The following is a 13,788-nucleotide window of genomic DNA, read 5'->3' on the forward strand; positions in this document are numbered from 1 at the left end:
ATGAAAAAATTCCCGGATAATTTTTACTGGGGCGGAGCAATTGCCGCAAACCAGGTCGAGGGTGCATGGGACAAGGACGGCAAAGGGGTGTCCACCTCGGACGTTCAGCCCGCAGGTATCTTCGGCGAGGTGGTGGAGCGTGACGGGAGCGTCAGCAGCATCAAGGACGTGGCCATCGACTTTTACCACCGTTACCCGGAGGACATTAAACTCTTCAGCGAGATGGGGTTTACCTGCCTGCGCGTTTCCATCGCCTGGGCACGCATCTATCCACAGGGTGATGAGCAGACCCCGAATGAAGCCGGTCTGGCCTACTACGACAGGCTGTTTGACGAGCTTCTGCAGCACGGAATTACGCCGATGGTGACGCTCTCCCACTATGAGATGCCCTGGAATCTGGTGACCCGCTATAACGGCTGGGCTGACCGCAGACTGATTGGTTTTTTCACTGACTACGCCGTCACGGTTTTCGGGCGCTACAGAGAGAAGGTCAAGCTGTGGCTGACCTTCAACGAAATCAACATGTCCCTTCACGCGCCGCTGACCGGAGTGGGCCTGCCTGAAGGCAGCAGTCAGGCTGATATCTATCAGGCTATCCACCATCAGCTGGTCGCCAGTGCCATCGTCGTGGGGCGGTGCCATGACATCATCCCGGATGCAAAAATCGGCAATATGCTCCTGGGCGGCCTGCTTTATCCGCTGACCTGCAAACCGGATGACGTGCTGAAAACGATGAATGAGAACCGCGGCTGGCTGTTCTTTGGCGACGTGCAGTGCCGCGGAGCCTACCCGGGGTACATGCTGCGCTTCTTCCGTGACAATAATATTGTGCTGGATATTACAGAGGAGGACCGCGAGCAGCTGAAGAACAACACCGTGGACTTCATCTCGTTCAGCTATTACAACAGCGGCTGTGCGACAACCGACGAGGACACCATCGAGAAGTCACGGGGTAACGTGCTGAGCATGATACAAAACCCGCTGCTGCCGGTGTCGGAGTGGGGCTGGACAATTGACCCGACGGGAATGCGCATCCTGTTAAACATGCTGTGGGATCGCTATCAGAAGCCGCTGTTCATTGTCGAAAACGGACTGGGTGCCAGAGATATTCTTCAAGACGACTTTACGGTTGACGACAACTACCGTATCGCTTATCTGAATAACCACCTGTACCAGGTCCGGGAAGCTATCGAAGATGGCGTGGATGTGATGGGATACACATCATGGGGCCCCATCGATCTGGTCAGTAACTCCACCGCGGAATTAGGTAAGCGTTACGGCTTTATCTACGTCAATCGCGATGATACGGGACGGGGCGATCTTAAGCGCTACAGAAAAGCGAGCTTCTACTGGTATGCCGATGTTATAAAAAGTAACGGTGAAACGCTGGTGCCAAATATCTGAATATCCGGATTGTGTCATACAGAAACGATGAAGTGAATACGACTTTTATCGCTGAATGACTGTCTGGCCGCCGGATGGCGGCCAGACTTCGTTAATTCACCCAGTCTTCCAGTTTCAGCCCCGGCACCCGCTCAAACTCCCGCACATTATTCGTCACCAGCACGGCGCCGGCGGCAATGGCATGCCCGGCAATGAGTGTGTCGTTCGGGCCGATCGGCGTCCCGTGTTGGTATAATATTTTTTATAACCCCGTGGCGACGTGCTTTTTTGTCTGCAAAAGAAAGCCCTCTGTCAAAGAGGGCCGGTATCGATTTTTATCGCACTACCTGAATTTGTCGAGAATGACGTCAACACATCGCTGCGCGTGTTGGGTGGCTTTTCTGTCGATGGTTAAATCACCCAACTCTTTCACAGATTGATTCAGGATGTCGTCAATCACATTCCCGGCGACGTCTTCAAAGGACGAAGCCCCGGTTAGATGTTCCTCGCCGTGGAATCGATCAAGTAAGTTTTCAAGATCTAAGTCACTGGCAACCGTTCTTCCGTTAATGTTACTACTCAAAAGACGAAGATAAAATGAGGTAGTGACATCATCAAAATCATCACCTAAAGATAGTGAGAGTGAGCACAGGTTGTTTATTACACTCTTTTCTCTACCCGTAGTTCCCGCATCGAGGAATCCCTTAACACCTTCAAGCAAAACAAGATGTATAGCATCTTCATTCACATAACGTTCGCTCATTTCCAACCGCAGAACAGCCAGAGAATAAAGTAAAAGTTCAATGGTAGCGGTATTGTTCTTTAATCCCGTTATGTTGTTTCTGTCAATATACTCAGATCTTATATATGCTATGTTTCTTAATAAGAAACCAGTAACTTCCTTCCTGATGACCTCACTCCCTGTCCTGCCATCGCCATTAGAGAAAAAATTAAAAAAGGAATCGACCCCTTTTTCAACCTTAATCTTGTGCATCAACCCATCATCAGATAAGTTTCTGTATAATGACGGGTGACTGTGCGGCGCAGAGATCTGAAACTCAACCTGGGCAGGGGCCGGAGTTTGAACCGGAGCTTTTGCATGAGCCGGGGCAGAAGTTTGTACCTGAGCTGACACCGGATCCGATACCTGGGCCGGTATCGTAGCTATGGCCTCGAGCGAATATTGCGCTTTTATGAAAGAATTAACATTATCGAATAAACGTGCCAGGTCTTTATAGGATGGCTGAGTGGTATTTGTCAGATTAATGTTGTTAATGAATATGGCTACCGCCATTATCTTTTTCTCAACAAAAAATCTCGTACTTCCATCAAAAGAGTATGCCCGGGGTTTCTCCATTTGCTCCTTGGAAAAAATCTTATCCCTGGTAATTACCAGGCCATTTTTTGCGCTGCCGAAAACAGTGTCATCAACCAGTATCAAAATGTCGTCGTGATTTAAGCCGTGACAATACGAACTGATTGCATTTTCGGTTTTAGACCGGGGAATATCGGGGTATATGTAAATTTTATCTGCACCGGCAATGCTATTACCAATAAATTCCATAACGCTCATTTTTATTCCTTTTGTACTCAGATGTTACTCATTTCAGTTCAGGCGGCGATAATATATCAGGGAGTCCCGATCCCGACCTGTTGCTCTCCTGAAAAATGTGTTTCAACAGTGTATTCTCTGATATTTAATACATTATTAATTTGTCCATTTAAATTTCTACATTAAGCATTAACGCTGACATTGATGTCTTCCGTTATGGCGGCCATTTTCATGTTGCTGGCGCTCAAGGTAGCCTGCGGCAACTGATCTATCCATCTATCCTGAAGATAGTATATCCGAGTGCGATCTCTCGCAGTAGAGCAGAGCCGTAACCTGCAACTATTTTTTGCCGTTTGCCGTGTTCAGATCGGTTCAATCTGCAGGTGTGACAGCGTTCCGGCTGCCGCACGGGTACGATCCCCGCGGTCCTGATATTTGCAGATTCGCCCGATACACCGCATAAGTCTTCTGTTTTCACATGGCGGGTTCTCATGTGCACCGGAACAGCCTGTGAGCTCCATTTTTCCGTTCGGGGTGCAGAAGTCGTGTCAGGCAGATCATAAACGATCTATCGATCCACCTTATTAAATCCAGCCTGATACAAATCATACTGTCAGATTATCTGATTTCTGACTGGCCACCGGATAAGGCAGGTATCATTAAGAACAGGTCTGGAAAATAAATAACCCTGAAACAGATGGATGCCAATGGACTCCAGCCAACACCATTCTTCCATTTTTTCCACGCCTTCGGCCACTACCATAATTCCAAGCTCTTCGCAGCACCGTGCAATCGAGCGCACAATGGCCTGCTTGACCCCACTCAGGTGTATATCCTGTATCAAAGTCATATCAATCTTAATTTTGTCTGGCTGGAAACGGGCAAGAAGTCCTAAACCGGAATATCCTGCACCAAAGTCATCGATAGCACATCCCGTGCCGGCTATACGAAGCGATTTTAATGCGCGATAGAAAGACTCCTGATCGGTGATCGCCTCCGTTTCTGTTACCTCGACGATAACCTGTTCTGGCCTGAGACCTGCAGCAGTAATCTGGTTTAAGAGTATCTCCACCGCACCGGGTATCGAGCTTAAGACCCCGGGCAGCAGATTCACGGACAGTCTTTCATCCTCCTTCAGGATCTGGCTAGCCAGAGCAAAAGCCTGCTTTTTATTCTGAAGGTCAAAATGATATAGTTTGTCAGCCGCCGCTGCCCCCACCATCTTAATGGGAGCCGTACCGGAAGGACTCCGGATTAGCGCCTCATAGGCTGAAACTTTTCCAGTAAACGCTTCAACAATGGGTTGCAGTGCAAACTGGCATAACTGTTCCGGAAGGCGGGCAGGCCATTGAGACCGTGTAAAATGTATCCGGTCTTCCAGGCGCCACATAGCGCTTCTGAAATCTGATGGCAACGTATGGCGGCCACAGTACGTGAGAAATGCACTGATAAGTCTGATTATTCGTTCATCCTGAAGATATTTTTCCCTTATTTTACTGAAGGTTAGTATATCTTTCAGGATGGCATCTTTGTCGCTGCTCTTTACATTAAAGAACTGCATGCCTGCCGCACCGAATCTTCTGCAGGCCGAATAATCCTGCATTAACAGGACCACAGAACTATGCCGCTTATCGTCCCGGATCCGTCTGAAGAGTTCGGCAATGACGGCTTCTTCCCCCTCAAGCACCTGAAAAAATGCTGAACCGTCATAAATCAAAATACCCGTGATACTGTTTTCGGTATTTTTGATAATGGCGTCCAGAACAAGCTTATCAATGCTGGCCTGCCGTAAATCCGGTTTTACCTGACTGCGGTATATCAAAGTGGTCAGCATGTTCTGCTTCCAGTCATAATTAAAAAGGTTTCGACGTGTCAAACGCACTGTTTTTACATCAGAGAACTGAAATCCTGTGATCGAATTCTCTCAACAGATGGCGTGTTCGCTTCCTGTTTACAGTAACCCCTGACTCTCAGGAAAGTCGTGCTAAACAGAGCTCAACCCGCAGAGCCGTTGTAAGCCGGCCGGTATGTAACAATACCACCCGGTTTACAGTTTGTTGATCCGCAGGTTACTTTCTTCCCGATCGGCGGAGCGTCATGTACTTCTTGACCAGAACGAAAAATAACGGAACAAAAAACAGCGCCAGTACGGTGCCGGCAAACGTACCGCCAATGATGCCGGTACCGATAGCGATACGGCTGTTAGCTCCCGCTCCGGTCGCAATAGCAAGAGGGACCACGCCCGCAATGAATGCCAGCGACGTCATGATGATGGGACGCAGTCGTGTGCGGGCTGCCTGAAGCGCGGCCGAACTCAGCGACCGCCCCTGCCGTAATGCATCCTCGGCAAACTCAATAATCAGAATCGCATTTTTTGACGTCAGCCCCACGGTGGTTAACAGTGCCACCTGGAAATAGATATCGTTATTAAGTCCGCGCATTGTTACCGCGAGTACCGTCCCCAGGACTTCGAGCGGGACGGCCAGCAGGACGGAAAACGGTACAGACCAGCTCTCATACAACGCTGCCAGACAAAGGAATACGACAAGGATAGAAATAGCATAGAGCGCCGTGGACTGCCCGCCAGCCTGCTTTTCCTGGAGGGAGAGCCCGCTCCAGGCCCCCGTCGTTCCGGCAGGTAACCCTCCGGAAAGCTCTTCCATGGCTGTCATCGCATCCCCTGAACTATAGCCATTAGCATTTTCTCCCTGAATTTCATACGAAGCCGAACCATTAAAACGGTTCAGGCTCTCCGGGCCGGATGTCCAGTGGGTCGTTGCAAAGGCTGAAAATGGCGTCATACCGCCTTCACTGTTGCGCACATACCATTTGCCCAGGTCCTCCGGTGCGGAGCGATACTGGCTGTCCCCCTGAACATAAACACGCTTGACGCGTCCGCGATCGATGAAATCGTTTATATAGGCGCCGCCCCAGGCGCTGGTCAGCGTATCTGTCACGTCATTCAGCTGCAGACCAAGGGCCACGGCTTTGTTGGTATCGATATCCACCTGCAGCTGAGGTGTCTGCGGCAGCGTGTTAGCCCGCACGGCAGAGAGTTCGGGGCGCTCCCCTGCCAGCTGAAGGAGCTGGTCGCGTCGTTTTTCCAGTTCATCACGCGAGGTTCCCCCGCTGACCAGCAGCTCAAAAGTAAAATCATTGTTCTGGCCGAGACCCGGAACGGCTGGCGGTGTCAGGGCAAAAATCTGCGCGTCCCGTATTGAGGAGAGTGCGGCGGTGGCTCGGGAGGTTATGGTCTCCGCCGAGTTTTCGCTGCCCTTACGTTGATCCCAGTTTTTCAGCTTTATAAACGCCATGCCGGCTTTCTGTGCAGATCCACTGAAGTTGAAGCCGTTTATGGTGAATACCACATCGACGTTGTCTTTTTCGTGGTCTAAAAACCAGTCAGCAACCTGGCGATTCACGGCTTCGGTGCGGCTTGCTGTTGCTCCTGCGGACAGCGTGGTCTGCAGCATTATGCTGCCCTGATCTTCGGTGGGCAGAAAGCTGCCCGGCAGGCGAGTAAATACCGCCAGCGCCAGCACACATATTGCACCGTACACAAAAACCATGAGTAAAGAACGTCGCAGGGTGCTCAGGATCTTGTGACGATACTTACGCTCCGTGAGTCCGTAGAAACGGTTAAAACCTCCAAAGAACCCTTTGTTGTGTGGCTTTCCGGGGCGAAGTAGAATTCCGCATAATGCAGGTGTAAGTGTCAGGGCTACCAGAACTGAGAAAGTCATGGCGGCGATAATAGTTACGGAAAACTGGCGGTAAATGACACCTGTAGGGTGATCAACTATTGAACAAAATGACATTGATTAAAGGTGTGATTATTGACTATGTATTCAAGACATAGGAGTCATCATACCTAGTGCCCCCTTCAGCTCCCCGGCGTTGCCGGGGTGTCAGCCCGACTGCAGTAACCGACAGGCCGGTAAGCTTCGCCGACTCACCAGACGCGGCATTTCTGGGGTCTGATGTAAAAAATTAAACACTAAGGATCAAGGATGGTTCGCTCTGAGCGAGGAATGGATGACATGCTTCCGGCAAACTAACATAGCCCGATGTAAGCAAGTTCCGCTTCTGGCACAAACCAGACTGTCAGATTCGATTGCGATCTATCTACGATTCCTCCAAGACAGGTTTGAGCCAATTCACCTTTGCTGGGAAAACACCAGTCCAGCTCAAAACTCAGCCCACAAGTTTTAACCCCGTTTTCCCACTTTCAACAATGCACCCGCTATCGGCCTCGCTAACAAAATTAGCCCACCATTGCATCATAGGACGACGTTGCTCAAGGTAATCACTGCGGTTATAAGCGCGACGTACCTCATTTTTGTCTACATGGGCCAGTGCTGCTTCAATGACATCAGAAGGAAACCCTTCCTCATTGAGTGCCGTACTAGCGATAGAACGTAAACCGTGTGATACGAGAACGCCTCCTAAGCCAGCACGCTTAAGGGCTGCATTCACTGTTTGGCTATTCATTGGCTGGGTAGGCTTAATGCGACTGGGAAAAATAAATTCTCGGCCACCACTAAGTGACTTCATCATTTCCAGAACAGAGAGAGCCTCATCGGATAGTGGAACCGTATGGTCTCGGTTCATCTTCATTCGGGCTGCAGGAATTTTCCATTCGTTAGCATCAAAATCGATCTCATCCCATCGAGCCTCAGCAGCTTCGGCAGGGCGGGTGATGGTAAGAAGTTGCCACATGAATAGACATCTTGTGGACAAGCTGATACTTGCCGTACGCATAGTCTGCATTAGCTGTGGAAGTTGATCCGGGCGGATGCTTGGCATGTTTTTCTTTTGCGGTTTCTCGAAAGCTTTCCCGATGTTTACGCTGGGAACCGCATCAATCAGGCCTGTGTTCTGCGCATAAATCATGACTTCGTTAATACGCTGACAAAGGCGGCGGACAGTCTCTAATGCCCCTCTGGCCTGAACAGGCTGAACTGCTTTAACCAGAATATGAGCCTTAATCTCAGTGATACTGATATCACCGATTGCTGGGAAAACATCTCTCTCAAGCGAGCGCCAAATATCGTCAGCATAGTCCTCTGTTACACTGGCTTTCTTCACATTCCACCAACGCTCGGCAACTAACAAGAAGGTATTAGTTTTGGCCTCTTGAGAATTCCTCACCTGTTCTTTCTGATGCTCCTGAGGATCAATGTCTTTCGCCAATAAAACTCGAGATTCGGCTCTGAGTTTACGCGCATCAGAAAGTGAGACGGCAGGGTAGGCACCGAAGCTCTGTTTGGTTCGCTGTTTGGTCAGAGGTCGGTAGTAACGGAACTGCCAGAGCTTACTACCGCTGGATTTGATTAATAGAGTAAGCCCGTCACCATCATACAGCTGGTAATCGGCATCTTTAGGTTTGGCGGCTTTGATTTCCGTATCGGTTAACGGCTTGGTTTTTCTTGCCATGAGGAATCTCCATGCGTTTAGGCCCAACGAAAACAATAGAGCTTTTCGTTGGGCCTATCAATGGGCCTAAAAGGTTCGGATTTAATTAGTTCTCTTCGGACTTCGCGGGACAAATTGAGGGAACAAAAAAGCCCGCAGGGCTTGCGCCGTGCGGGCTCTTAGGACTTCATCGGATGACTCTGGTAATCACCGATGGAGAATTTTGGTGGAGCTGGCGGGAGTTGAACCCGCGTCCGAAATTCCTACATCCTCGGTACTACATGCTTAGTCAGTCTTTACATTCGCCTGGCACCTGCGGACAGACACGCCACTACCAGACTAGCCTGATTAGTTTTAACGCTTCAACCCCAGGCAGGGCCTCCACGCGATCTCTTTTGGGTTTGACCTCTCTTTGATCCCCGTCTTAAGAGCGGAAGCTAGGGAGAGAGGGCTCAGAGCAGGTTATTAAGCTGCTAAAGCGTAGTTTTCGTCGTTTGCGACTATTTTTTTGCGGCTTTTTACGAGGCCAACCGCCCCTCGGCATGCACCTTGGGTTTCGCGAATCCCGTCGAATCCAGAATCAGCCCCAATGTGTTAGAGCAAGTATAACAGACTTGTGACACGCGTGACCAGCCCCCGCAACCCCTAATCCTCAAGGATTTATCGTTCGCGCAGCGCTTCTTTTGCGCGATTAAACGGTTTGATTAAATAGTCGACGATGGTTTTTTCACCTGTTTTTATATCCACTGTGGCAATCATGCCTGGTACGATGGAGAAATGGCGTCCCAGTTTGTTCTGCAAGAAGTCCTGATGGGTGCGGATAAACACGCGGTAGTAGAAGATTTCCGGTTTCACTTTGTCCTGAATGGTGTCCGGGGAGATGGTTTCGACTACCCCTTCCAGACCGCCGTAAATGGCGTAGTCATAGGCGGTTATCTTTACCAGCGCCCGCTGACCGGGGTGGATGAACGCGATATCGCGCGGCGACAGGCGGGTTTCTATCAGCAGATGGTCGTCAAGCGGCACAATCTCCATCATCTCGCCATTAGGCGGGATTACGCCGCCAATGGTGGTGACCTGGATGTTTTTCACGATACCGCGCATCGGCGCGCGAACGGTCAGACGGGTGACGGAATCCTCGCGTCCTTTCAAAATAGCCGCCAGCATGTCCACTTCGGCGTTAGCTTTTGACAGCGCTTCCCGCGCCTGCACGAAATATTGCGAGCGCAGGTCGGTGATTTTTAATCCCAGATCGCTTTTTTGTCGTTGCAGGCGCAGCACTTCTACGTGGCTGGCCGCGCCGCTTTTCTCCAGCCGTTGGGTGATGGCCAGCTCTTTATTGACCGAGACCAGCGCATCCTGCAGTTCCGCCATTGAATCCGCAAGCTGCGCGCGGCGGCTTTTATACAGGCGAGTTTCGGAGGCGATGAGATCCGGCCAGGCGCGCAGTGAATCGGGAAAGACCAGCGGCAGATCGTTAACTTCGGCATTAAGCCTTGCGCTGGAAGCCAGTGAGGCGCGATAACGGGCGGCGCTCTCCCCAACGTTGGACTCAGAGCGGGTGGGGTCGAGGCGCGCCACAATTTGATTGGCCTGCACTTTATCGCCCTCGCGAACCGTAAGCTCGGCGAGAATGCCGCCATCCAGCGACTGCAAGATCTGCTCTCGCGAGCTGGGTATTACTTTCCCGCTGCCGGTTGAGACTTCATCCAGCTTGCCGAAATATGCCCAGATACCCAGGACGGCAAACAGCAGCGTGCTGAGCAGAATAATGCGGCTGGCCCCGGAAAAACGGTGCTCGCGACGGATATCAAGGTCATCCATGGCGGCGTCATGCGGATTGGTTTTCATTTTTCCACTCCCGACCGTGAGTTGGGGCGGGTGCCCGGCTCGCATTCAACGCCTGCGCTTTCGGGGCATCCATGACCAGTTGGCCTTCTTTTAACACCACCACGCGCTCGACCAGTTCCAGGACCGGTACGCGATGGGTGGCGACAATCAGTGTGCGGTTGCCCAGCCACTGGTTCAGGCGCTGAATAAACTCCCGCTCGGTATGTTCATCCAGCGAGGCGCTGGGTTCATCGAGCAGCACGATATTGGGCGATCGCAGCAGCATTCTTGCCAGCAGGATCGACTGCCGTTGTCCACCGGACAAACCGTTGCCGCCCTCCATAATGGGATGTGCCAGCCCTTTGGCGAGTTGTTTAACGAAAGCCGCCGCGCCGCTGACCTCCAGTGCTTCGAAGATCTGCGCGTCGCTGGCGTGCGGTGCGCCGAGGGTCAGATTCTCGCGCAGGGTGCCGAAAAACAGCCGTGCGTTCTGGCTAAGAAAGCCGATGTTGCGGCGTAAATCAGCCATATCGATCTGCGCCAGACTGAGGTTGTCGAGTCGGACATCGCCCTGGATAATCTCCACTCCGCCCGCCATGGCCTGTAGCAGGGTTGATTTTCCGGCACCGTTACGCCCGAGGATCGCCACCCGTTCGCCGGGCATGACCTCCAGACGCGAGATGCGCAGTGGAACGCGCTGATCGTCGCTGTGGTAGCGAAAGTGCGCGTTTTCAAACAGATAATGACCGTGAAAAATCTCCTGATGCACCCGGTCTTCATCGTACTGCGTTTCGGTGGGAAGCTGCATGATGCTGTCTAACCCCATCTTCGCGGCCTTGACCTGTTGCCAGCGCGCCAGCACGCCGCACAGATTAGCCATCGGGGCAATCATTCTGGAACCGAGCATCGAAGCGGCCACCACCGCCCCGGTGGTCATGGTGCCTTCAATGACCATCGGCGCGCCGAACATAATGATGGCGGCGTAGACCAGGCTTTGTACCGACATACCCCAACCAATCAGCCCCTGAGTCAGCCTGCGCGTGCGCAGCCCGGACTCTCCGGTAATGCGGATGTAGCTGTTCCACTGCTGTAAAAAGCGGTTTTCCGCCTGCATCAGCTTGATGTCTTCCAGCCCCTGAACGCTTTCGACCAACACTGCGTTGCGCAGGGTGGATTCATGGGCAGCCTGGTTGGCGAGCACCGCCAGCTTCTTCTGTAATAGCAAACCGGGCAGGATCATCAGCAGGGCTGCGACGGGAGCTATCCATGCCAGCGGCGGGGCGATAAAGGCCAGCACCACGATAAACAAAAAGAAAAACGGCAGATCGACAATGGTCGACATGGTCGAAGAGGTGATCATCTCGCGAACCTGTTCCAGCTCGCGCAGTTGAGAAATGAAGCTCCCCGTCGAACGGGGAACGGCGCTGTTGCGCAGCCTCAGCGCGTGGCTGAACACGCGATCGGAAATGCGCATATCGGCGCGTTTGCCGAGCAGGTCCATTATGTGGGTACGCGCTTCGCGCAGCAAAAAGCCAAACAGCACCGCGACCAGAACGCCGGTGGAGAGAACATACAGCGTTGGATAAGACTGGGCAGGGATCACCCGGTCATAGACCTGCATGGAGAAGATAATCCCGGCGAGCGACAGAACGTTAATCAAAAAGGCGGCAATCATGACCGGCAGGTAAGGGCGGATGTCCTTTAACACCAGTTCGCGCATCCAGTCGGGCTTGAAGCGCGAAATATAGCGGTCGACCCGACTGTCTTTCAGCGCCGACAGCGGGCGCAGCGCGGTAATGCTCACGATCTCCGGCAGAAGTTCTGCAATCGTTAACCGGTTACGCTGGCCTTCTTCGGCGATGATAAAAACATCTAACGTATCTTCACCGTTGAAATGTTCTATCACCATCAGTTGGCCGTCGCGTAGCTCCGCGACTACCGGCAGACGCCACTGACCGAACGCCTGCGTGGCGGTATCCAGCGCATGAAATGATAGTCCCGCCTGACGCGCCAGTTGCGACAGGGCCGTGGCCCGGCTTTTTCCCGCAAACCATGGGGCGTTGGCCTGGATTGCGCCGGGCGAACAGGTAACGCGATAGTGGTTGGCAATATGCGTCATCGCCTGCGCCCACTGGCTCAGGGCGTGTTCGCCAATCGCATCTTCCGCATGTGAATCGAGGTCGCTCATAGCTTGATCTCCACCGATTGAATACTGCGGTTATTTAAGGCGAACGCCTGGCGAAGAGAGCCCGTGTTATAGAGGCAGTTCAACTGGAGCTGGCGCAGCTGGTTTTGAGTCTGGAGTTCCGCAAAACGGGCCTGATACACCTCTTGCTCGGCGTTAAGCACGTCGAGCAGCGGACGCGAGCCGAGGTCCAGATACTGCTGCTGATAAAGCTCACGCGTTTGTTCACTCAGCCGCTGCTGGCGACGCAGAATCTGCAGAGCGGTGGCGAGGCTCAACGCCTGGCTGCGGGACTCCAGTAATTTCTGCCGTACTTCGAGTCGGGTGCGCTGGATGGAGTACTGTGCAGACTCTACCGCGTGACTGGCGGCGTTGCGCCTGGCGGTGAGTCCGCCCCCCTGATACAGCGGCATCTCGACCTTTACCCACGTGGAGTACTGGGTTTTGTCGAGCACCTCATGGCTGGGGTATTTGTCGTTGAGATAGTGCTGAACCGACGGCTCAAGAGAGATAGTGGGCGTCATCTGCGCGTTGGCGTAATCGAGGTTTGCCTGCGCCACATTTGCCTGCGCCCAGGCCGCCAGCACCGCAGGAACCAGTTTATCTTCCGGTTTGACCACATCGCAGCTGCTGTCCAGTTTGACCGGAAATTCGTTGCTGATGCCGTTAAGCGAGTTCCAGCCGAGGTAACTCATCAGAGTGGCCTTGCTGCTGTCGAGATTGGCCTGATACTGCGCCAACTGAGAACGCGCGGACTCGATGCGCGCATCGGTTTGCACCACGTCGGACAGCGAGGTTGCCCCTTCATCATTGCGTTGTCGGGTCAGTCGACCAATGCCGTTTAAGGCAGTGAGCTGCTCTTCGGCGGCATCCACCATTTGCTGCCACGTCTGCACCTGGACTATCGCGTTGGCGGTTGCGTGGGCGATGGTATCAATACTGAGTAATACATTCGCCTGCTGTTGCGCAGCTCCGGCGGTTTCGGCGCGAACCTGGCTTGCCACTTTGCCGAAGTCGTACAGCATTTGTGACACCGAAATAACCAGCGCCGGGCTAAAGCCGTGGTCGGTGTAGGTATTGCTGTAACCGTTGTTCATTCCGGCAGAAACTTGCGGGTAATATTTCGATTTCGCCACGTCTATCTGCTCGTTTTGCGAAAGCAGTTTGCCGATCGATTCACGAATGGAAGGATGCCAGCTCACGGCGCGACTTACCGCGTCGTTGAGCGTCAGGCTGCCGGGGGCGGCAGCGCTCAGCGGCAGATCGGCAACCGCGCCGTCCAGCGAGGGAAGCATCTGGCTGGTAGCCAGTCCTTCCGGCGTAATAATTTGCGGTTCATCTTCGGCATTCACCCGCAGGGTACAGAGCGTTAATGCCAGCAGCAGGGCAACAGGCGCGACATTTCTCATAGTTTATCCCTTAC

General features: G+C 52.6%; 7 protein-coding genes, 1 other RNA gene and 2 pseudogenes. 1 reads left to right on the forward strand and 9 read right to left on the reverse strand.

Annotated elements, in window-relative coordinates:
- Window positions 1-1,404 (forward strand): glycoside hydrolase family 1 protein, encoded by a 1,404-nt coding sequence (locus OGV94_RS12290; RefSeq protein ID WP_023345586.1) that lies wholly within the window; start codon window positions 1-3, stop codon window positions 1,402-1,404.
- Between the two features lie 91 nt (window positions 1,405-1,495).
- Here the strand turns inward: OGV94_RS12290 and OGV94_RS12295 are convergent.
- The 9 genes and pseudogenes from OGV94_RS12295 to OGV94_RS12335 form a co-directional block, all read right to left on the reverse strand.
- Window positions 1,496-1,627 (reverse strand): annotated as a pseudogene (locus tag OGV94_RS12295) (VapC toxin family PIN domain ribonuclease); the annotation flags it as partial.
- Window positions 1,628-1,726: 99 nt separating this feature from the next.
- Entirely contained in the window at window positions 1,727-2,956 is a 1,230-nt protein-coding gene (locus OGV94_RS12300; protein ID WP_286523470.1) for a hypothetical protein, read from the reverse strand.
- Between the two features lie 592 nt (window positions 2,957-3,548).
- Complete coding sequence (locus tag OGV94_RS12305; RefSeq protein ID WP_286523472.1) at window positions 3,549-4,769, reverse strand: diguanylate phosphodiesterase; 1,221 nt, start codon at window positions 4,767-4,769, stop codon at window positions 3,549-3,551.
- Between the two features lie 235 nt (window positions 4,770-5,004).
- Window positions 5,005-6,723 (reverse strand): annotated as a pseudogene (locus OGV94_RS12310) (efflux RND transporter permease subunit); the annotation flags it as partial.
- 406 nt (window positions 6,724-7,129) lie between these two features.
- Window positions 7,130-8,371 (reverse strand): integrase, encoded by a 1,242-nt coding sequence (locus tag OGV94_RS12315; protein WP_238984276.1) that lies wholly within the window; start codon window positions 8,369-8,371, stop codon window positions 7,130-7,132.
- A 203-nt stretch (window positions 8,372-8,574) separates the two neighbouring features.
- Window positions 8,575-8,938, reverse strand: a transfer-messenger RNA (tmRNA) gene (gene ssrA / locus OGV94_RS12320).
- Between the two features lie 72 nt (window positions 8,939-9,010).
- On the reverse strand, window positions 9,011-10,174 hold the full coding sequence (locus OGV94_RS12325) for a beta-barrel domain-containing protein (protein ID WP_087050841.1): 1,164 nt from the start codon (window positions 10,172-10,174) through the stop codon (window positions 9,011-9,013).
- Window positions 10,175-10,181: 7 nt separating this feature from the next.
- Window positions 10,182-12,368 carry a type I secretion system permease/ATPase gene (locus OGV94_RS12330; RefSeq protein WP_043017243.1) on the reverse strand — a complete coding sequence of 729 codons (2,187 nt, stop codon included), beginning with the start codon at window positions 12,366-12,368 and terminating at the stop codon, window positions 10,182-10,184.
- Window positions 12,365-13,774, reverse strand: coding sequence for a TolC family outer membrane protein (locus OGV94_RS12335; RefSeq protein ID WP_213732882.1), 1,410 nt, complete (start codon window positions 13,772-13,774; stop codon window positions 12,365-12,367). The genes OGV94_RS12330 and OGV94_RS12335 overlap by 4 nt, the downstream gene beginning before the upstream one ends.
- Between the last annotated feature and the right edge of the window lie 14 nt (window positions 13,775-13,788).

Source organism: Citrobacter sp. Ce006, assembly GCF_030336535.1.
GTDB lineage: Bacteria > Pseudomonadota > Gammaproteobacteria > Enterobacterales > Enterobacteriaceae > Citrobacter > Citrobacter europaeus.